Annotated in this window: 19 protein-coding genes and 2 pseudogenes; 11 read left to right on the top strand and 10 right to left on the bottom strand. The window is 69.0% G+C overall.

Annotated features, from left to right (window positions below; translation table 11 throughout):
• Positions 1-13 precede the first annotated feature (13 nt).
• The 5 genes and pseudogenes from ACE2AC_RS02910 (at position 14) to ACE2AC_RS02890 (ending at position 5,800) form a co-directional block, all read left to right on the top strand.
• Positions 14-1,249 (top strand): peptidylprolyl isomerase, encoded by a 1,236-nt coding sequence (locus ACE2AC_RS02910; RefSeq protein ID WP_375690631.1) that lies wholly within the window; start codon positions 14-16, stop codon positions 1,247-1,249.
• 8 nt (positions 1,250-1,257) lie between these two features.
• Positions 1,258-2,098 (top strand): annotated as a pseudogene (rsmA, locus tag ACE2AC_RS02905) (16S rRNA (adenine(1518)-N(6)/adenine(1519)-N(6))-dimethyltransferase RsmA).
• A 70-nt stretch (positions 2,099-2,168) separates the two neighbouring features.
• Positions 2,169-3,485: a metallophosphoesterase family protein gene (locus ACE2AC_RS02900; RefSeq protein ID WP_375690630.1), complete on the top strand. Its 1,317-nt coding sequence runs from the start codon at positions 2,169-2,171 to the stop codon at positions 3,483-3,485.
• 31 nt (positions 3,486-3,516) lie between these two features.
• Positions 3,517-4,752 (top strand): MFS transporter, encoded by a 1,236-nt coding sequence (locus ACE2AC_RS02895; RefSeq protein ID WP_375690629.1) that lies wholly within the window; start codon positions 3,517-3,519, stop codon positions 4,750-4,752.
• Positions 4,753-4,846: 94 nt separating this feature from the next.
• Entirely contained in the window at positions 4,847-5,800 is a 954-nt protein-coding gene (locus ACE2AC_RS02890) for a dienelactone hydrolase family protein (RefSeq protein WP_375690628.1), read from the top strand.
• A 64-nt stretch (positions 5,801-5,864) separates the two neighbouring features.
• On the opposite strand, the gene ACE2AC_RS02885 is transcribed toward ACE2AC_RS02890, so the two are convergent.
• From ACE2AC_RS02885 to prfA, 3 genes are all read right to left on the bottom strand, one after another.
• A complete protein-coding gene (locus ACE2AC_RS02885) occupies positions 5,865-6,461 on the bottom strand; it encodes a DUF4167 domain-containing protein (RefSeq protein WP_375690627.1) in 597 nt (198 codons plus the stop codon).
• Positions 6,462-6,695: 234 nt separating this feature from the next.
• Positions 6,696-7,514, bottom strand: a complete 819-nt coding sequence (prmC, locus tag ACE2AC_RS02880) for a peptide chain release factor N(5)-glutamine methyltransferase (protein ID WP_375692061.1) — start codon at positions 7,512-7,514, stop codon at positions 6,696-6,698.
• A 17-nt stretch (positions 7,515-7,531) separates the two neighbouring features.
• Positions 7,532-8,581 (bottom strand): peptide chain release factor 1, encoded by a 1,050-nt coding sequence (prfA, locus tag ACE2AC_RS02875; RefSeq protein ID WP_375690626.1) that lies wholly within the window; start codon positions 8,579-8,581, stop codon positions 7,532-7,534.
• A gap of 60 nt (positions 8,582-8,641) precedes the next feature.
• Between prfA and ACE2AC_RS02870 the strand changes: the two genes are divergently transcribed.
• Positions 8,642-8,923, top strand: a complete 282-nt coding sequence (locus tag ACE2AC_RS02870) for a hypothetical protein (RefSeq protein WP_375690625.1) — start codon at positions 8,642-8,644, stop codon at positions 8,921-8,923.
• A gap of 9 nt (positions 8,924-8,932) precedes the next feature.
• On the opposite strand, the gene ACE2AC_RS02865 is transcribed toward ACE2AC_RS02870, so the two are convergent.
• From ACE2AC_RS02865 to ACE2AC_RS02855, 3 genes are read right to left on the bottom strand one after another with little or no spacing between them, the layout of a single operon-like run.
• Positions 8,933-9,334 (bottom strand): DUF1499 domain-containing protein, encoded by a 402-nt coding sequence (locus ACE2AC_RS02865; protein ID WP_375690624.1) that lies wholly within the window; start codon positions 9,332-9,334, stop codon positions 8,933-8,935.
• A gap of 14 nt (positions 9,335-9,348) precedes the next feature.
• Positions 9,349-10,317 carry an agmatinase gene (speB, locus tag ACE2AC_RS02860; protein WP_375690623.1) on the bottom strand — a complete coding sequence of 323 codons (969 nt, stop codon included), beginning with the start codon at positions 10,315-10,317 and terminating at the stop codon, positions 9,349-9,351.
• 3 nt (positions 10,318-10,320) lie between these two features.
• Positions 10,321-11,484: a M20 aminoacylase family protein gene (locus tag ACE2AC_RS02855; protein WP_375690622.1), complete on the bottom strand. Its 1,164-nt coding sequence runs from the start codon at positions 11,482-11,484 to the stop codon at positions 10,321-10,323.
• 63 nt (positions 11,485-11,547) lie between these two features.
• Here ACE2AC_RS02855 and mazG point away from each other — a divergent pair, with 63 nt between their 5' ends.
• Together mazG and ACE2AC_RS02845 are read left to right on the top strand one after the other, a co-directional pair.
• Complete coding sequence (gene mazG / locus ACE2AC_RS02850; RefSeq protein WP_375690621.1) at positions 11,548-12,366, top strand: nucleoside triphosphate pyrophosphohydrolase; 819 nt, start codon at positions 11,548-11,550, stop codon at positions 12,364-12,366.
• A gap of 91 nt (positions 12,367-12,457) precedes the next feature.
• Positions 12,458-13,471 (top strand): Fe(3+) ABC transporter substrate-binding protein, encoded by a 1,014-nt coding sequence (locus ACE2AC_RS02845; RefSeq protein WP_375690620.1) that lies wholly within the window; start codon positions 12,458-12,460, stop codon positions 13,469-13,471.
• Positions 13,472-13,548: 77 nt separating this feature from the next.
• On the opposite strand, the pseudogene ACE2AC_RS02840 reads toward ACE2AC_RS02845, so the two are convergent.
• Positions 13,549-13,917, bottom strand: a pseudogene (locus ACE2AC_RS02840) (DUF4174 domain-containing protein); the annotation flags it as partial.
• Positions 13,918-14,086: 169 nt separating this feature from the next.
• Here ACE2AC_RS02840 and ACE2AC_RS02835 point away from each other — a divergent pair.
• From ACE2AC_RS02835 to ACE2AC_RS02825, 3 genes are read left to right on the top strand one after another with little or no spacing between them, the layout of a single operon-like run.
• Positions 14,087-15,025: a nucleoside hydrolase gene (locus ACE2AC_RS02835; protein WP_375690619.1), complete on the top strand. Its 939-nt coding sequence runs from the start codon at positions 14,087-14,089 to the stop codon at positions 15,023-15,025.
• Positions 15,022-15,468 (top strand): GNAT family N-acetyltransferase, encoded by a 447-nt coding sequence (locus ACE2AC_RS02830; protein WP_375690618.1) that lies wholly within the window; start codon positions 15,022-15,024, stop codon positions 15,466-15,468. Before ACE2AC_RS02835 ends, ACE2AC_RS02830 begins: the two co-directional genes overlap by 4 nt.
• A 58-nt stretch (positions 15,469-15,526) precedes the next feature.
• Entirely contained in the window at positions 15,527-16,948 is a 1,422-nt protein-coding gene (locus tag ACE2AC_RS02825; protein ID WP_375690617.1) for a YdiU family protein, read from the top strand.
• Here the strand turns inward: ACE2AC_RS02825 and ACE2AC_RS02820 are convergent.
• The 3 genes from ACE2AC_RS02820 to ACE2AC_RS02810 form a co-directional block, all read right to left on the bottom strand.
• Positions 16,924-17,229 carry an EamA family transporter gene (locus tag ACE2AC_RS02820; RefSeq protein ID WP_375690616.1) on the bottom strand — a complete coding sequence of 102 codons (306 nt, stop codon included), beginning with the start codon at positions 17,227-17,229 and terminating at the stop codon, positions 16,924-16,926. The two genes, ACE2AC_RS02825 and ACE2AC_RS02820, sit on opposite strands and share 25 nt — an antisense overlap.
• The gene (locus tag ACE2AC_RS02815) at positions 17,229-17,819 is read right to left on the bottom strand and encodes a DMT family transporter (RefSeq protein ID WP_375690615.1); all 591 of its coding nucleotides are present in this window, start codon (positions 17,817-17,819) and stop codon (positions 17,229-17,231) included. Before ACE2AC_RS02815 ends, ACE2AC_RS02820 begins: the two co-directional genes overlap by 1 nt.
• Before the next feature lie 66 nt (positions 17,820-17,885).
• On the bottom strand, positions 17,886-18,521 hold the full coding sequence (locus ACE2AC_RS02810; RefSeq protein ID WP_375690614.1) for a hypothetical protein: 636 nt from the start codon (positions 18,519-18,521) through the stop codon (positions 17,886-17,888).
• Positions 18,522-18,556: the final 35 nt, after the last annotated feature.

Here is an 18,556-nt window from a genome sequence, read left to right as displayed (position 1 = left end):
GTATCGAGCCCGCATGACGATCCAACGCCAGAAGACCTCGCGCCTCGGCGCGGTCCTTGCCGCCCTCGCCCTCAGCCTTGCCGCCGCAGCGCCGGTTTCGGCGCAGAACCTGTTCGATCCGGCCATCAAGGTCGGCGACAGCGTGGTGACGAACTACGAGATGGAGCAGCGCGCGCTGATGCTGCGGCTGCTGAACGCGCCCGGCATCCCCGAGGAGGAGGCCCGCGACCAGCTGATCGAGGATCGGCTCAAGCTCAAGGAAGCCGCGCGGCTCGGGATCACCATCGACGACGAGGCGCTGGCGGCGGGCAAGCTCGAATTCGCGCAGCGCGCCAACCTGAGCACCGAGGACTTCGTCGCGGCCCTTGGCCAGGCCGGGGTCGCGGAACAGACGTTCGACGATTTCGTCCGCTCGGGCCTGGCCTGGCGGCAGGTGGTGCGCGGCCGTTTCGGCCGGTTCGTGAACATCACCGACCAGGACGTGGCGATGGCGCTGACCACCGCGCCGAACCCCGAATCCGTGCGCCTGCTGATTTCCGAGATCTTCATCCCCCTGCGCCCCGGCCAGGAGGGCGAGGCGCAGGCGCTGGCCGAACAGATCTCGCAGATCCAGGGGCTTGACGGTTTTTCGGACGCGGCGCGCCGGTTCTCGGCCGCGCCGTCGGCGCAGGCGGGCGGCCGGGTGAACTGGCTGCCGGTCACCGAGGTGCCGCCGAACCTGCGCGCGGTGCTGCTGGACCTGGAGCCGGGCGAGGTTTCGGCTCCGATCGCGATTCCGAACGCGCTGGCGATCTTCCAGCTGCGCGCCATCGACGAGGGCCCGTACACGGCCCGCGCGGTGACCGAGTACGACTATGCCATCTACCACATCGCCGGCGGGCGCACGCCCGAGGCGCTGCAGCGCGCGGCCGAGCTGCGGGCCGAGATCGACCAGTGCGACGACCTCTACACCACCGCCAAGGGCCAGCCGCCGCAGGTGCTGGAACGCCAGACGGTGCCGGTGGGCCAGGTGCCGCAGGACATCGCCTATGAACTGGCGAAGCTCGACAAGAACGAGGTCTCGACCGCGCTGACCCGCGGCAACGGCCAGACGCTGGCCTTCCTGATGCTCTGCGACCGGGTGACCGAGGCGGCCAAGAACGCCGACGCCGCGCAGGTCCGCACCCAGCTGCAGAACGAGGAGCTGGACCACTATGCCACCGGCCTGCTGGAGCGTCTGCGCAACGAAACCCGGATCGTGATCTACTGAGGCCCGGCATGGCGGGCATCGACACGCTTCCCCCTGCGCGAGGTCATCGCGACCCACGGGCTGAGCGCCAAGAAGGCGCTTGGCCAGAACTTCCTGCTGGACCTGAACCTGACGGCCAAGATCGCCCGGCTGGCGGGCGACCTGGCGGAGTGCGACGTGCTCGAGATCGGGCCCGGCCCCGGCGGTCTGACGCGCGGGTTGCTGGCCGAGGGCGCGCGCCGGGTGCTGGCGATCGAGAAGGACGCCCGCTGCCTGCCCGCGCTGGACGAGATCGCGGCGGCCTATCCGGGACGGCTGCAGGTGATCAACGGCGACGCGCTCGAGGTCGATCCGCTGGTGCACCTGGCACCGCCGATCCGGGTCGCGGCGAACCTGCCATACAATGTCGGGACCGAGCTGCTGGTGCGCTGGCTGACGCCCGACGACTGGCCGCCGTTCTGGCAGAGCCTGACGCTGATGTTCCAGAAGGAAGTGGCCGAACGGATCGTGGCCGAACCGGGATCGAAGGCCTATGGCCGGCTGGCGCTGCTGGCGCAGTGGCGGGCCGAGCCGCAGATCGTCATGCACCTGCCGCCCGAGGCCTTCACGCCGCCGCCCAAGGTGTCGTCGGCCGTGGTCCACCTGACCGCCCTGCCCGCACCTCGGTTCCCGGCCGACCCCAAGGTGCTGGAACGCGTCGTGGCGATGGCCTTCAACCAGCGGCGCAAGATGCTGCGCGCCGCGCTCAAGGGGCTGGCCCCCGACATCCAGGACCGCTTGGAAGCGTCCGGGATCAAGCCGACCGACCGGGCCGAGACCGTGACGCTGGAGCAGTTCTGCGCCCTGGCGCGGAACGTGGCGGCGGGGTGAGGTTCCGGGGCGTCGTGGCGGTGCGTGCGAGCACGCACCCTACGGGTCGGCAGCGGTTGCGGGTCGCGGGGTGACGTCGATCCCCGCCCTTCTTCCGCAGGGTGCGGGGCATCACTTCGTCTTTTACGGCGACGCCTGTTCGGGCGTGCCGGGCGCCCCGCACGAGGCGCTGTTCGCCCGGGTGAACGCGGTGGTCCGGCGGCTGGACCCGGACCCGGAGTTCATCGTCTTTCCGGGCGACGAGATCATCGGCCTCACCCCCGATCCCGACACGCTCCGCGCCCAGTGGCGGCACTGGTTCGAGGTCGAGATGGGCTGGCTCGACCGGGCGCGCGTGCCGCTCTACCACGCCACCGGAAACCACACCGTGTTCGACGCGGGCAGCGAGGCGGTCTTTGCCGAGGTGATGGCGCACCTGCCGCGCAACGGGCCGCCGGGCCAGGCGGGCCTGTCCTACGTGGTACGGCGCGGGGACCTGGCGCTGGTCTTCGTCAACACGCTCTGGTCCGGGCTGGGCGGCGAAGGGCACATCGAGCTCGACTGGCTCGACCGGGTGCTGGCCGAGCATGCCGATGCCCATTGGCGGCTGGTGGTCGGGCATCACCCGGCCTGGCCGGTGAACGGCTATGTCGGCAGCTACCAACGCTGCATCGGGGACGGCTACGTCGCGCCGTTCTGGGAGCTGCTGGTCCGGCACGGGGTGACCGCATATCTCTGCAGCCATATCCTGGCCTTCGACGTGCAGTGTCACCGCGGCGTGCTCCAGATCACCAGCGCCGGGGCGGGCACGGCGCACCGGATGCCCGAGGGGGTGGAGTACCTGCATTGCGTGCAGATGGCGCTTGACGCGGGTGGCCTGCGCTACCGGGTGCTGGACGACAGCGGCGTCGTGCGCGAGGCGCTGAGCTGGCCGCCGGGCGCGATGCCGGAGGCGGCGGCGCTTGGCCCCGGCCTGCAGGCGCGGGCCTGGCCCGCTGCGCCGCGCCGGCTGCTGCTCCGCCTGAGCGGAACGCCGGGTGATGCGCCGCGGCGAGTGCTGCTGATGGCCGCGCCCGACAGCGGGCCCAGCCCCGTCCGGCTTGAGATCGTCGGGCCGGACGGCCAGTTGACCGCGGTGCTGGAGCCGCAGCCGGGCCGCAGCCCGCACCGCTGGTTCGGGCCGAAACTGGCCGGGCGGGACGCCTTCGACATCGAGGTGCTGCTGCATGCCGGCATGGGGCCCGGCGGCCTCCTCTGGCGCGCGCACGGGGCCGACGGCTGGACCGGGTTTCACGGCGTGTCGGCCTGGGGGCCGGAGCGGATCGCCTGGCCCGAAAGGATACGTGTCGGTGACGCGGAGGCCACAGAGGCGCTGCACGTCCGGGCGGCATATGCGATGACCGATTGACCCCGGCCCCGCGCGGGCGCCTGCTGCGGCCATGACATTGATCCGCACCAACCCGGCCTATCGCCTGCTCTTCTCGGCCAGTGCCGCCTCGAACCTCGCCGACGGCATCGCCGTACTGGCGCTGCCCTGGCTCGCCACGCTTGTCACCCGCGACCCGGCGCTGATCGCGCTGGTGGCCTTTGCAACGCGGCTGCCGTGGTTCCTGTTCTCGATCCCCGTGGGCGTGCTGACCGACCGCGCCGACCGCCGCCGCCTGATGGCGCAGTCCGACCTGCTGCGGATGCTGCTGTCGATGGGCATCGTCGCCCTGATCGCCGCCGCGCCTGAGCTGCCACTGGCCGAGGAGACGCCGAAATACGTCCTCGGGCTGGCGGCGATTGCCTTCATGCTGGGCTGTGCCGAGGTGGTGCGCGACAACGCGGCGCAGACCATGCTGCCCTCGATCGTCGACAAGGCGCAGCTGGAAACCGCGAACGGGCAGATCTGGAGCGTCGAGCAGGTGATGGGCGCCTTTGTCGGCCCGCCGCTGGCGGGGTTCCTGATCGCGCTCGCCGTGCCGGGGCCGTTCCTTTTGAACACCGTCGCCTTCGGGCTGGCGGCCTGGCTGGTCTGGATGATCGCAATGCCCCCGCGCGCCGCACCCCTGCGGCAGGGCTGGATCACCGAGATGGCCGAAGGCTGGCGCTGGCTGCGCGGCAACCGGATGCTGCTGCGCGTGGCGATCATGCTGGGGCTGATCAACGCCATGGGGGCGGCAATGATGACGATCCAGGTGCTGTTCGCGCAGGAGATCCTCGGGCTTGGCGCCACCGGCTATGGCCTGCTGCTGACCGCGGGCGCGGCGGGTGGCGTGATCGGCGGTATCTGGGGCCCGGCGCAGATCGCGCGGATCGGCGGACAGCGGGCGGTCTGGCTGGCGCTGGCGTTGATGCCGGTGCCGGCGCTGATGATCGCGCTCGGGTCGAACACGCTTCTGGTGGGCCTCGCGCTCTTTGTCGAGATGCTGGCCGGGATCGCGTGGAACATCGTCACCGTCTCGTGGCGGCAGCGGCTGATCCCGGATGCGCTGCTGGGACGGGTCAACGCGCTCTACCGTTTCTTCGCCTGGGGCATGATCCCGGTCGGAGCGCTCGTCGGCGGCTGGATCGTGTCGCGCGCCGAACCGTCGCTGGGGCGCGAGATGGCGCTGCGCCTGCCCTATGCGCTGTCGGCCGTTGGCTTCACCGTCATGGCGATCTACGGCCGGGCCCGGCTGCGGCTGGACTGAGGGTCGGGCCGGAACCGGGGTGGCGGTTCAGAATAGGCTCTGCGCGCGGGCCCAGCGGGTGTAGGATGGCGCCGAGTCCGTCGGAGCGCGTGTCATGTCCATCAGGGCAGTGGTTCGGTGTCTGATCGCAGGTGCATGGATCGCCGCGCCGGGGCTGGCCCGCGCGGACGGCGTGCTGAGCGTTCCCTCGCGCACCATGACCGACGAGGCCTTCCTGGCCGGGACCGCCGAGGCGGGCGCGCCGGTCGAGATCGGCGGCCGTCTCACCGGCCTCACGCCCGGCGCACCGCGGCCGGTGGTGATCCTGGTCCACGGCAGCAACGGCCCGCGCAGCGGCGCGGCCTGGAACTGGAGCCAGTTCCTGGCCACGCGGGGCATCGCGAGCTTCCGGCTCGACAGCTACAGCGGGCGCGGCATCACCAACGTTTCGGCCGACCAGTCGGCGGCGGCGCAGTTCATGCCGATCTACGACGCCTACCGCGCGGTCGAGGTGCTGGCGGCGACACCGGGGATCGATCCCGAACGGATCTACCTCATGGGGTTCTCGCGGGGCGGGATCGCGGCGCTCTATGCCAGCCTCGACCGGTTCCGCGAGGCGCATGGCCCGCGGGTCGGGCAGATCGCGGGGTACTTCCCCTTCTATCCCGGCTGCAACTTCACGCTGGAACGCGAGCTGGAGGTCGCCAAGGTGCCGATCCGGGTGTTTCACGGCGCGGCGGACGACTGGACCCCGATCGGGCCCTGCCGCGACTACGTCGCCCGGCTGTCGGCAGCGGGTGCAGACGCCACGCTGACCGCGCTTCCGGGCGTGCACCACGGGTTCGACGATCCGACCGCCCCGTCGCTGCACACCGACCCCGACTGGCTGACCTCGCGCGCATGCCACCGGTTCGAGCGGGATGGCACGCTGATGAACGCCGAAACCGGAGCGCCGTTCACCTATGACGACGCCTGCGTGCAGCGCGGCCCGCACAGCGGTTTCGACGGCCCCGCCACCGAGGCCGCGCAGCGCGCGGTGCTGGAGGTGCTGGAGGTGCTGGGCCGCTGACAGGTGCAAGCGCCACGAAAAAGGCCGCCCGAGGGGGCGGCCTTTTCACGTCCGTCGCGCCGGATCACTCCGCCGCGGTCTGGGTGCCTTCGTCGGGGGCCGGGCTGTCGCCGCCCTCGGGCGCCTTCTTGGCGCGGGGCTTGCGCGGCTTGCTGGCACGCTTGGGCTGCTTGTTCTCGGGGGTCTCGACCAGGCCGGTATCCTCGGCCTCGTCCAGCGACTCCACCACGTCGAGGGCGTCGTTGCGGCCCCCCGCGTTGCCACCGTCACGGCCGGAGTCGTCGTCCATCGACGCGGTGTCGGGCTGATCGCCGCCGCCGTTCGATTCACGCTCCTGACGCTGGGCGCGCTCGCGGTCGCGATCGGCCTGGCGCTGGCGGTTTTCCTGTTCCTGCTGCTCGCGCTTCTGGTCCTGATCGCGCTGCGCCTCGGCCAGCATGCGCAGGTAGTGTTCCGCGTGCTGCTGGAAGTTCTCGGTCGCCACGCGGTCGTTGGCGAGCTGCGCGTCGCGGGCCAGCTGGTTGTATTTCTCGATGATCTGCTGCGGGGTGCCGCGCACCTTGCCCTCGGGCCCCGAGCTGTCGAAAACCCGGTTGACGATGTTGCCGACCGAACGGTTGCGGTTCGACTTGTTCCGCGAACGTGACTTAGAAGATCTCATATGTCCTGTATTCCAGCCTGCGTTTCCTGTTGCCGTGCGCCCCGCGATGCGCCTCATGCGCGTCCTTGTGGTCAGGTCGACGACTTTGTCCGGCTTGGAGTCATGCGGGACATCCCGAAATGGGCGTCCGCCGCGATGACGTAATACCGAGTAAGCATCTCGGGGCGCCAATGACAAGGGGTAATTCGGGATTTTAACCGATTTGCCGCCCAAATGGCGCGAATGGAGGGGGTTTCACGCCCGGCGGGCGCTGACAACCCGGTCCCTCCCATCCATGTCGGGGTGAATGGTCACATCTTCAAGCCCTGCAACGGAAAAGATCCGGACGACATCGGGGCCCTGGGCCATTCCGATCTCGACCATCAGGGTGCCGCCGGGGGCCAGGTGGGCGGGTGCGCCGGCGGCAATGGCGCGATAGGCATCGAGCCCGTCGCCGCCCGGCGTCAGCGCCATGTGCGGTTCCCAATCGCGGACCTCGGGCGACAGATCGGCCATTTCCGCGGCGGTAATGTAGGGCGGGTTCGACACGATCAGGTCGAATGTTCCGGAAATCCCGTCGAACCAGTCGGCGCGGCGCAGGTCGAGGCGGTCGGCCACGCCGATGGCGTCGGCATTGCGCGCGGCCACCGCCAGCGCCGCCTCGGAGAGGTCGGTGGCAACGCCGGTGGCGCCGGGCCGTTCGTCCAGCAGGGAAACGGCGATCGCCCCGGTCCCGGTGCCGAGGTCGAGCAGGCGCCGGAACGGCCGGTGCAGCGCGGCGGCCACCAGCGTCTCGGTCTCGGGGCGCGGATCGAGCGTGTCCGGGGTCACGATGAAGCGGTGTTTCCAGAAATGTTGCCCGCCGATGATCTGGCTGACCGGCTGGCGCCGCATCCGCGCGGCGACGAAGGCCTCGAACCGGTCGGCCACCTCGGCAGGGAGCGGGTCGCGCAGCACTGCAAAGAGCTCGTACCGCGGAGTGGCGCTGCCGAAGGCGTTCGTCATCAGGAGCACGACGTCCGAGGCGCCGCCTTCCACGCCGGCCGCGACAAGGCGCTGGCCGGCCTCGGTCATCACCTGGAAGCCGGGCTTCACGCGCCGTCCTCGGCCAGCAGCGCGGCCTGGTGGTCGGCGATCAGGGCATCGATCACCTCGTCGAGGTCGCCCTGCATCACCTGGTCGAGCTTGTAGAGCGTCAGGTTGATCCGGTGATCGGTCATCCGGCCCTGCGGGAAATTGTAGGTGCGGATCCGTTCCGAGCGGTCGCCCGAGCCGACCTGGCTCTTGCGGTCCGCCGCGCGGGCATCGGCGGCGCGCTGGCGTTCCATGTCGAACAGGCGGTTGCGCAGCACCTGCATCGCGATGGCGCGGTTCTGGTGCTGCGACTTCTCGGACGAGGTGACGACGATCCCGGTCGGGATGTGCGTGATCCGTACCGCGCTGTCGGTGGTGTTGACGTGCTGGCCGCCCGCGCCGCTGGCGCGCATCGTGTCGATGCGGATGTCGTTCGGGTCGATGGCAATGTCGACCTCTTCGGCCTCGGGCAGCACGGCGACGGTGGCGGCCGAGGTGTGGATGCGCCCGCCACTTTCGGTTTCGGGCACGCGCTGGACGCGGTGCACGCCGCTTTCGAACTTGAGCCGGGCAAAGACGCCCTCGCCCCGGATCGCGGCCACGGCTTCCTTGACGCCGCCCAACTCGGTCTCCTGGTGTTCGACCAGCTCGAACTTCCAGCCCCGCGCCTCGGCATAGCGCTGGTACATGCGCAGGAGGTCGCCGGCGAAGAGCGCGGCCTCGTCCCCGCCGGTGCCGGGCCGGATTTCCATCATCGCAGGGCGGGCGTCGGCGGCGTCCTTGGGCAGGAGCGCGAGCTGCAGGGCATGTTCCGCGTCGGGCAGGCGATCGCGGAGCGCGGGCAGCTCTTCCTCGGCCAGGGCCTTCATCTCGGGGTCGGCCAGCATCTCTTCGGCCTCGGAGAGATCGTCGCGCAGCTGCTGCCAGCCGCGGATCTGTTCGACCACGGGCCGAAGCTCGGCATACTCACGCCCGAGGGCCGCGATATCGCCCGAACCCTCGGACATGCGGGCCTCGATATAGCCGAAACGGTCGAGGATTTTCTGGAGGCGGTCTTCGGAGATCATGCGGCTGTGTTCCCGAAAGCGGATAGTTGGTCAAGGCCCTCGCGCGTGGTATCGTGGGCCATGCGCACGGTGCTGATCCTGTTGTGTCTTGCCGCGCCCGCCATGGCCGACGTGAAGCGGCCCGGCGGGAAGGTCATCGAGTGCTACTGCACCGACTCGACCGGTGGCCGGGTGGAACTGGGCGAGACGATCTGCCTGCATGTCGACGGGCGCATGTTCATGGCGCAGTGCCAGATGAGCCTGAACGTGCCGATGTGGCGCGAGGTGCAGGCCGGATGCCTCTCGTCCGAGCTTGCGCCCGAACCGGCCGGGCCGCTGCAATCGGTGGTGCTGCAGGAGTAACCGCGGCGGTCAGCCCAGCTCGGCCAGCCAGCTTTCCAGCCGCCCGCGGTTCACGCCGAAATCCCCGCGACCGAAGCGCAGCCGCGCGTAGAGGATCACCCTGTCGCCGCGCTGGCCCACCGTGGTGTAATCGGGAAATCCCCAGAAGGCCGATCGGGTGACGTAGGTCGTCATTCCCGAGGCCGGGCTGCCGGCCAGGACCGTGGTGCGCGGGGTGGCGCGGGCAATGGCATCGAGCCGGCTCAGCGTGTCGGGATAGGCGGGGATCACGCGGACCGCCCCGCCCTCCATGTCGCGGTCCATCGCCATTTCGGGCAGCGCGTGCCACTGGCCGGGATCGGCGGGCGCGAGGCGGACCCAGGCCTGCGCCGCCACGAAGAGCAGAACCAGAAACCCGAGGATCCATCCCATCCGCCCGCACCCGCTCATCCGCCGGTGCGGCGGGTCCAGGCCCAGAGGCAGATGATCTCCATCGCGACATGCGCGCCGGCCACGGCCGTCGCCCCGGTGGTGTCGAAGGGCGGAGAGACCTCGACCACGTCACCGCCGACCAGGTTTACCCCCGCGATGTCGCGCAGGAGCATCGCCGCCTGGCCGGACGACAGCCCGCCCCAGACCGGCGTGCCGGTGCCGGGCGCATAGGCCGGGTCGAGCGCGTCGATGTCGAAGGTCAGGTAGGCCGGGTGGTCGCCGACGATCTCGCGGATGCGGGCGGCGGTGGCGTGCGGGCCGTTCTCATGCACCGACCGGGCGTCGATGATGTTCATGCCCCAGCTGTCGGGGTTGGTGGTGCGGATGCCGACCTGCACGGATTTGCCGGGGTCGATCAGGCCCAGTTTGATCGCCTTGTAGACGAAGGTGCCGTGGTCGATGCGTTCGAAATCGTCGTCCTGCCAGGTGTCGGAATGGGCGTCGAACTGGATCAGCGCCAGCGGGCCGAACTTCTCGGCATAGGCCTTGAGGATCGGCAGGGTGATGAAGTGATCCCCGCCCAGCGTCACGGTCCCTGCCCCGCCCGCGAGGATCCCGGCGATATGCGCCTCGATCAGGCCTGGGGTTTCCCAGACCTTGGCGTAGTCAAAGGCGACATCGCCGTAATCGATCACCGCGAACTCGGACAGCGGGTCGAAGTCCCAGCCGTAGGGCGGATCGTAGGGCTGCAGGGTCGATGCCTCGCGGATCGCGCGGGGGCCGAAGCGGGTGCCGGTGCGGTGCGTCACCGCCTGGTCGAAGGGCACGCCGGTGACGGCAAGGTCCACGCCCGCCAGGTCCTTGGTGTACTTGCGCCGCAGGAACGAGGTTGCGCCGGCAAAGGCGTTCTCGAACGACAGGCCCTTCAGGTCCTCGCGCGTGAAGGCATCGTCGATCTTGGTCTTGGCGTCTTCCAGGGCCATGGCTTACCTCGCAGGTTGCGCCGTCTCGACCAGCCGGGCGAAGTAGCTGGCCCCGAGGGGCGTGATTTCGTCGTTGAAATCGTACCCGGGCTGGTGCAGCCCGTCACTGTCGCCCTGCCCGATCACCATGTAGGCCCCGGGCCGCGCCTGCAGCATGAAGGCGAAATCCTCGGCGCCCATCTCGCGGTTTTCCTCGAAGATGACTTGCGCATCGGGCACCACGCCGCGGGCGACCCCGGCCGCGAACTCGGCCTTCTCGGGATCATTGACCGTGGGCGGATAGCCGCGGACGTAGTCCAGCTTTGCCTTCACGTCGAAGGCCAGCGCCTGCCCCTTCACAACCTCCTTCATCCGGCGTTCGACCATCTCGCGCACCTCGGGCAGGAAGCTGCGGACGGTGCCGTTCAGGTAGGCGGTTTCGGGGATCACGTTGTCGGCAGAGCCCGCGTGGATCTGGGTGATCGACAGCACCAGGTCCTCGCGCGCGTAGTGGTTGCGGCTGACGATGGACTGCAGGGCCTGGGCGATGCCGACAGCGGCCATGATCGGGTCCTTGGCCTCTTGCGGGTTGGCGGCATGGCCGCCGACGCCGGTGATGCGGATGTGGAAGGTGTCGTCCGAGGCCAGCACCGGGCCCGGCCCGGTCATGAAGGTGCCCGCCGGAAAGCCCGGCGCGTTGTGAACTGCGTAGACCGAGGCGATGTCGAAGGTGTCGAGCACGCCTTCCTCGACCATCACGCCGCCGCCGCCGCCCAGTTCCTCGGCCGGCTGGAAGATCAGCGCGACGCGACCGGCGAAATTGCGCGTCTCGGCCAGGTACTTGGCCGCGCCGAGCAGCATGGTCGTGTGGCCGTCATGGCCGCAGGCGTGCATCTTGCCGGGATGTTTCGAGGCGTACTTCCGGCCGGTCGCCTCCTGGATCGGCAGGGCGTCCATGTCGGCCCGCAGCCCGATGGTCGGCCCCTTGCCCTGCCCGTTCACGATGGCGACGACACCGGTGGTGGCCAGGCCCTCGTGGATCTCGTCGACACCGAACTCGCGCAGGCGCTCGACCACGTAGCGGGCGGTCTCGTGGCAGTCGAATCCCAGCTCGGGGTGGGCGTGCAGGTGGCGGCGCCAGCCCTTCATCTCGTCGGCGTAACCGGCGATGCGGTTGATCACGGGCAACTCTGGACTCCTTGGCCAGCCTGTTATTGGGTGGCACCAAACCCCAATCCCGGAGGCGCTGCAATGGGCGACGAGCTGATCCACGATTCCAACGGCGGCTTGCCGCGGCTGCTCGAGATCATGGCACGGCTGCGCGACCCCGAGACCGGCTGTCCCTGGGATATCGAGCAGGACTTTGCCACCATCGCCCCCTACACGATCGAGGAGGCCTACGAGGTCGCCGACGCGATCGAGCGCGAGGCCTGGGGCGAGCTGAAGGGCGAACTGGGCGACCTGCTGTTCCAGGCGGTGTTCCACGCGCAGATGGCCAGCGAGCGCGGGCTGTTCGATTTTCACGATGTCGCCAACGTCATGTCCGACAAGATGGTCGCCCGGCACCCGCATGTCTTTGGCGACGAGAGCCGCGACAAGTCGGCGGCGCAGCAGACCGTCGACTGGGAGGCGATCAAGGCGGCCGAACGCGCGGCCAAGGCGCAGCAGGGCGTGCTGGACGGCGTGGCGCTTGGCCTGCCGGCGCTGATGCGGGCGGTCAAGCTGCAGAACCGCGCGGCGCGGGTCGGATTCGACTGGCCCGGCGCGAGCGAGGTGCTGGACAAGCTTCGCGAGGAGGCCGAGGAACTGGTCGAGGCGCGCGACACGCTGGGCCCGGACGAGATCGAGGAGGAGTTCGGTGACCTGCTCTTCGTGGTCGCCAACCTCGCGCGGCACCTGAAGGTCGATCCCGAGGTCGCATTGCGCCGGGCTAACGCGAAATTCACACGCCGTTTCAAGCGGATCGAGGAAAAACTTCACGAGATGGGCAAACGCCCGGAGGAGTTGGACCTGGCCGAGATGGACGGGCTCTGGGACGAGGCCAAGGCCGAGGAGCGGAAGTCCGCATGATCACGCATCCGTGAACGCCCTGCCTCACGGACCCGTTGAACCAAGTATTTTACTCAGGCTATCTGCGCCGGACATTCACAGGGAGGTCCGTATGTCCGCCATTTTCCGCACCACCGCTCTTGCCGGCACGCTGGCCGTCCTCGGCTCGGCCGTCTCCGCCGAAGAGGTCAACCTCTATTCCTACCGCCAGCCCGAGCTGCTGCAACCGCTGACCGACGCCTTCACCGCGGCGACGGGCATCGACGTCAACGTCGCCTACCTGGAACAGGGCATGGTCGAACGCCTGCAGGCCGAGGGGGATCGCACCCCCGCGGACCTCGTGCTGACGGTCGACATCTCGCGCCTCGCCTCGGTCGTGGATGCGGGCGTGACCCAGCCGGTCGAAAGCGCCGCGCTGAGCGAGAACGTGCCCGCCGCCTTCCACGATCCTGACAAGCAGTGGTGGGGCCTGACCACCCGCGCCCGCGTGATCTATGCCAGCAAGGACCGCGTCGCCGACGGCGAGGTGACCACCTACGAGGACCTCGCCGACCCGAAATGGGAAGGCCGGATCTGCACCCGTTCGGGCACCCACGCCTACAACGTCGCGCTGGTCGCCGCCTACCTGCACCACCACGGCGAGGAAGAGACCCGCGCCTGGCTGGAGGGCGTCAAGAACAACCTCGCCCGCAAGCCGCAGGGCAACGACCGCGCGCAGGTCAAGGCGATCTGGGCCGGGGAATGCGACATCGCCATCGGCAACACCTATTACATGGGCCAGATGCTCGAGGATGCGGAACAGACCGAATGGGCGAACTCGGTCCGCATCGTGTTCCCGACCTTCGAGGACGGCGGCGCGCATGTGAACATCTCGGGCATCGCGATGACCAAGGCGGCGCCGAACAAGGAAAACGCGCTGAAGTTCATGGAATTCCTCGTGTCTCCGGAAGCGCAGGAGATCTATGCCGAGGCGAACCACGAATACCCGATCGCCCCGGGCTCCGAGGCGAGCGAACTGGTCCAGGGCTGGGGCAGCTTCACGCCGGATGACGTGAACCTGATGGACCTCGCCGCCCTGCGCCCGGACGCGCTGCGCCTGATCGAAGAGGTCGACTTCGACGGCTGACTCTGGTCAGTCCCCATCTCGCGCTGCCGCATCGGCATCGCGTCGATGGTGTCGAAAAAACGCTCCGCGCTGATCGGGACCGAGGCGCGGAGCTTTATCCCACCGTCCTTGCCGACAAGCAGAACGGTGAAGCCCGCGGGCGCCAGCCGGTGGCGCAGCCGCGCGGCGCGGGCCGGGTCGTCATCGGCCAGAACCACCACGTCGCGGGTGCGCAGGCCCGGGCCCACGCGCATCAGCGCCTCCATCTGCTGGGTGTAGCGCGGGTCGCCGGGGGCCCCGGCAAAGACGAGGATCGCGCGCTTTTCCCAGCGATACCGGTCGAGGTTCTCTGCCGCGACCGGCAGCGGCAGGATCGTGTCAGTGTCGCGCGACAGCGCGGCCCCTGCGACCAGCGTGGCTGCCGCAAGGCCGATGGCCAGCGCGACGACGGGCAGAACATCTTCCATCGTACACCCTCCCATTTACATGACTTACGCATGGGAAAGCGGTTTGGTTTCATCCCATGCGTGTATTTGCGTGTCCGGGCACCCGGACGTCCCCTTGCCGAGGCGCAATCGGGCTGTGGACTTCCCCGCGCCGCTTCGCCAGTGTCGCGCCGAACGAAAGGCAGGCCACATGACACGCAAGATCATCATCGACACAGACCCCGGGCAGGACGACGCCGTGGCCATCCTGCTGGCGCTGGCCAGCCCCGAGGAGATCGAGGTGCTGGGCATCACCGCCGTCGCGGGCAACGTGCCGCTGGCGTTGACTGCCAAGAATGCGCGCATCGTCTGCGAACTGGCCGGAAAGCCCGATGTGAAGGTCTTTGCCGGCTGCGAGGGCCCCATCGGGCGCCGCCTGGTGACGGCCGAGCACGTGCATGGCGCGACCGGGCTGAACGGGCCCAAACTGCCCGACCCGGTGATGGAACTGCAGCCCCAGCACGGCGTCGACTTCATCATCGAGACCCTGCGCGCCGAGGCGCCGGGCACCGTCACGCTCTGCCCTCTGGGGCCGCTGACCAACATCGCCATGGCCTTCCGCATGGCGCCGGACATCGTCGAGAAGGTGCAGGAGGTCGTCCTGATGGGCGGCGCCTACTTCGAGGTCGGCAACATCACGCCGGCGGCCGAGTTCAACATCTATGTCGATCCGCAAGCGGCTGAGATCGTTTTCAAATCCGGCGTTCCGATCACGGTGATGTCGCTCGACGTCACGCACAAGGCGCTGGTCACAAAGAAGCGCAACGACGCCTTCCGCGCGCTTGGCACGAAGGTCGGCGTCGCGGTGGCCGAGATGACCGATTTCTTCGAGCGTTTCGACAAGGAGAAGTACGGGTCGGAAGGCGCGCCGCTGCACGATCCCTGCGTGACCGCCTACCTGATCCGGCCCGACCTCTTCACCGGGCGTCACATCAACGTCGAGATCGAGACCCGGTCGGAACTGACCATGGGCATGACCGTCGCCGACTGGTGGGGCGTCTCGGGGCGTGACCCGAACGCGATGTTCATGGGGACGATCGACGCCGACGGCTTCTTCGAGCTGCTGACCGAAAGGCTGGCCCGCCTATGACCGCCCTGCACCTTGCCGGACCGGACGACGCGCAACGCCTGCTGCCGATGATCGCGGCCTGCCACGCCGAACTGGGGATCACCCGCGACGCCGCGCAGACCGCCGATGCGCTGATGCCGCTGCTCGAAGGGTCGCCCTACGGCGTGGCCTACCTGATCGGTCCGGCGCGGGCACCGATCGGCTATGTCGTGATCTCGTTCGGCTGGTCGCTGGAACTGGGCGGCATGGACGGCACGCTCGACGAGATCTGGATCCGCCCCGGCGTCCGGGCACGCGGCATCGGGACCGAGGTGCTGCAGGCGCTGCCCAAGGCTCTGGCCGGGGCCGGCCTGACTGCCCTCCACCTCGAAACCCGGCAGGACGATCCCAAGATCGACGGCTTCTACCGCCGGAACAAGTTCGCGCTGCGGCCCGACGTCGTGGTGATGACGCAGAAATTCTGACCCCGGGGCCGTGGTGCCGCCACTGGCAATCCGGCCCCGGCGGACCTAGATTCACGGTATGACCCTCGCCCTGCGCTTTGACAATTCCTATGCCCGGCTTCCGGGCGACTTCTTCACCCGGCTCGACCCGACGCCGGTGAAGGCGCCGCGCCTGCTGGCCCTCAACGCGGGGCTGGCGGCCGAGCTGGGGATGACCGACATCCCCGATGCGGGCACCCTTGCCGCGATCTTTTCCGGGAACACCCCGCCCGAGGGCGCCGCACCGCTGGCGCAGGTCTATGCCGGGCACCAGTTCGGCGGCTTTTCGCCCCGCCTGGGCGACGGCCGCGCAATCCTGCTGGGCGAGGTGGTGGACCGGGACGGGCAGCGGCGGGACCTGCAGCTCAAGGGATCGGGCCCCACGCCCTACTCCCGGATGGGCGACGGGCGGGCCTGGATGGGCCCGGTGCTGCGCGAATACGTGGTGTCCGAGGCGATGCACCGGCTGGGCATCCCGACGACCAGGGCGCTCGCCGCCGTCGCGACCGGAGAAGAGATCGCGCGCGAGACGCTGCTGCCCGGCGCCGTGCTGACCCGCGTGGCGGCCAGCCACATCCGCGTCGGCACCTTTCAATACTTCTTTGCCCGCCGCGACGTGGATGCGCTGCAGGCGCTGGCCGACTACGCGATGGCCCGCCACTACCCCGAGGCCGAGGGGCCCGAGGAGTTCCTCGAAGCGGTCATCGCGCGGCAGGCCCGGCTTGTGGCGCAGTGGATGTCGGTGGGCTTCATCCACGGCGTGATGAACACCGACAACACCACGATCTCGGGCGAGACGATCGATTACGGCCCCTGCGCCTTCATGGACGCCTACCACCCGGCGACGGTCTATTCCTCGATCGACCGGCAGGGGCGCTATGCCTTCCAGAACCAACCGGGGATCATCGCCTGGAATCTCGCACAGTTCGCGTCGTGCCTCGTGCCGCTGATGCCCGACCAGGACGCCGCCGTCGCCCGGTTCACCGAGATGATCCACGCGGTGCCCGACCGGGTGCACGCCGAATGGCTGCGTCTTTTCCGGGCGAAACTGGGGCTTGCGTCCGCGCGGGAGGAGGATGAGCGGCTGATCGTCGACCTCCTGACCCTGATGGCAGAGAACCAGGCCGACTTCACCAACACCTTCCGCGCCCTCGGCAACGATGTCGCGCGGGACCAGTTCACCGACCGCGACGCGTTCGACCGCTGGGCCGCCCGCTGGCAGGCCCGTGTCGCCGGAGAGCCGGATCCGCAGGCCCTGATGGACGCCACCAACCCTGCCTTCATCCCGCGCAACCACCGGGTGGAGCAGATGATCGCCGCCGCCGTCGCCGGGGACATGGCCCCGTTCGAACGGCTGATGCAGGTGCTGGCCCGTCCCTTCGACGATCAGCCCGAGGCCGAGGACCTGGCCCGCTTGCCGCTGCTGGACGAGGTGGTTCAGGCGACCTTCTGCGGGACCTGAGCCGGGCGGTTGATCAGGAAGATCCCCACGGCCACCAGCACCAGCCCAATCACGATGGACGGGCGCAGCGGTTCGTCCAGCACGACCCAGGCGAAGAAGACCGAGAAGACCGGCGTGAGGAAGCTGAAGCTTGCCACGATGGACGCGGGATAGATCCGGATCAGCAGCAGCCACGCCATGAAGGCGAAGATGCCGACGACGAAGATCTGGTAGCCCATCAGCCAGACATGCACCGGCGCGAAGTCCCGCACCAGCGGCCCGAAGAAGAGCGCCGCCAGCATCAGGAACGGGGTCGAGACGCCGAGCTGCCAGAAGAGCGTGGATTCGCCGGGATCCGCGACACGGCCGAGAGCCGCAGCATCATCCCGACCGCCGCCCAGCCGATGGCGCCGATGAAAGCCACGATGTCGCCCACCAGGTCGGCCTCGCCGCCACCCCTGTCCGCCATCACCACGGCGACCGAGACGAGGCAGAGCACCAGGCCCAGGCTCTTGCCCGCGGTCAGCCGTTCGCCCGGCAGCAGGAAATGCGCCATCAGGCTGAGGTGCACGGGCATGGTGTAGAACATGATCGACACCCGCGACACCGTGGTGCGGTCGACCGCGACGTAGAGGCAGATGAATTCGAACGCGAAGAGCAGCCCGAGGACGACGCCCGCGCGCACCACCTCGCGGTCGGTCGGGAACGGGATCCGCCGGACGACGATCCACAAGCCGATGAAGGCCCCCGCCACCAGCGAGCGCAGGCCCGACTGGAACACCGGCGACAGCCCGTCTGAGGTGAGTTTCATCACCACCTGGTTGGCCCCGAGGATCAGCGAGAAGAGGGTGAGGAACGCGGCGCCCTGCGCGTCCATGCGGGTCTTGGTCATGGCGGCATGAAACGCCGCGCGGGCGCGCGGTCAAGCGACAGGCACGCAAAGGCGCCCTTCCGCCACCTACTTGCGAAACCGCCGGAAGAAGCGCGGGTTGCGCCGGACGAAGTCGTGGATCGTTCCGGTCAGCCCGCCCAGCTTCTGCCCCTTGAGGTAGGCAAAGCCCGCCGATGCGCCGAGCGCCGCGCCGACGGTGTCGACGATCAGGTCCTTCATCGTGTCGGGCAGGCCCGATTTCTGCATATTCCAGCCCAGGAACTGGTCCATGCCGAATTCGAAGATCTCCCACAGGGTGCCGACGGTCAGCGCGAAGCAGAAGGCGAAGAAGGCGATGGCGACGGGCGGCGCGGCATAGCGGTCGCCCTGGAACATCATGAAGACGAGGATGAAACCGATCAGCCCGAAACCGACCGCGCTGCCGAAATGCAGGACCAGGTCCCACCACCAATAGCGGTAGTAGAAATCGTAGACCTCGCCCAGGAACAGCGTCATGGCGACGAACATGGTGGTCGCCACGATGAAGCTGCGGGGCACATTCACCTCGGCCCAGCGGGCGACGAAGATCGGCGCCATCGACAGCGCCAGCGTGGCCAGCGCGATAAAGGCGAGCGACAGCCGCCAGGTGATCAGGGCATCGAGCGCGGAGAGGAGCAAAACCGCCCAAATGGCGAGCGTGATCCAGGACTGACCTTTATACATCGTGACTTGCTTCGCTTCCCGCGCATATCTTCCGG

Origin of the sequence: Pseudooceanicola sp. LIPI14-2-Ac024 (assembly GCF_042188925.1) — a bacterium.
In the GTDB taxonomy this organism is placed as follows: Bacteria; Pseudomonadota; Alphaproteobacteria; order Rhodobacterales; family Rhodobacteraceae; genus Pseudooceanicola.
Note: the sequence above shows the minus strand (reverse complement) of the source record. Positions and strands in the feature narration are given on the sequence as shown.

Excerpts from the sequence above, each read along its gene's own strand:
- ACE2AC_RS02910 (WP_375690631.1), top strand. The coding sequence starts at position 14 with ATGACGATCCAACGCCAGAAGACCTCGCGCCTCGGCGCGGTCCTTGCC.
- ACE2AC_RS02895 (WP_375690629.1), top strand. The coding sequence starts at position 3,517 with ATGACATTGATCCGCACCAACCCGGCCTATCGCCTGCTCTTCTCGGCC.
- ACE2AC_RS02890 (WP_375690628.1), top strand. The coding sequence starts at position 4,847 with ATGTCCATCAGGGCAGTGGTTCGGTGTCTGATCGCAGGTGCATGGATC.
- ACE2AC_RS02885 (WP_375690627.1), bottom strand. The coding sequence starts at position 6,461 with ATGAGATCTTCTAAGTCACGTTCGCGGAACAAGTCGAACCGCAACCGT.
- prmC (WP_375692061.1), bottom strand. The coding sequence starts at position 7,514 with ATGACCGAGGCCGGCCAGCGCCTTGTCGCGGCCGGCGTGGAAGGCGGC.
- prfA (WP_375690626.1), bottom strand. The coding sequence starts at position 8,581 with ATGATCTCCGAAGACCGCCTCCAGAAAATCCTCGACCGTTTCGGCTAT.
- ACE2AC_RS02870 (WP_375690625.1), top strand. The coding sequence starts at position 8,642 with ATGCGCACGGTGCTGATCCTGTTGTGTCTTGCCGCGCCCGCCATGGCC.
- ACE2AC_RS02865 (WP_375690624.1), bottom strand. The coding sequence starts at position 9,334 with ATGGGATGGATCCTCGGGTTTCTGGTTCTGCTCTTCGTGGCGGCGCAG.
- speB (WP_375690623.1), bottom strand. The coding sequence starts at position 10,317 with ATGGCCCTGGAAGACGCCAAGACCAAGATCGACGATGCCTTCACGCGC.
- mazG (WP_375690621.1), top strand. The coding sequence starts at position 11,548 with ATGGGCGACGAGCTGATCCACGATTCCAACGGCGGCTTGCCGCGGCTG.
- ACE2AC_RS02845 (WP_375690620.1), top strand. The coding sequence starts at position 12,458 with ATGTCCGCCATTTTCCGCACCACCGCTCTTGCCGGCACGCTGGCCGTC.
- ACE2AC_RS02835 (WP_375690619.1), top strand. The coding sequence starts at position 14,087 with ATGACACGCAAGATCATCATCGACACAGACCCCGGGCAGGACGACGCC.
- ACE2AC_RS02830 (WP_375690618.1), top strand. The coding sequence starts at position 15,022 with ATGACCGCCCTGCACCTTGCCGGACCGGACGACGCGCAACGCCTGCTG.
- ACE2AC_RS02825 (WP_375690617.1), top strand. The coding sequence starts at position 15,527 with ATGACCCTCGCCCTGCGCTTTGACAATTCCTATGCCCGGCTTCCGGGC.
- ACE2AC_RS02820 (WP_375690616.1), bottom strand. The coding sequence starts at position 17,229 with ATGCTGGCGGCGCTCTTCTTCGGGCCGCTGGTGCGGGACTTCGCGCCG.
- ACE2AC_RS02815 (WP_375690615.1), bottom strand. The coding sequence starts at position 17,819 with ATGACCAAGACCCGCATGGACGCGCAGGGCGCCGCGTTCCTCACCCTC.
- ACE2AC_RS02810 (WP_375690614.1), bottom strand. The coding sequence starts at position 18,521 with ATGTATAAAGGTCAGTCCTGGATCACGCTCGCCATTTGGGCGGTTTTG.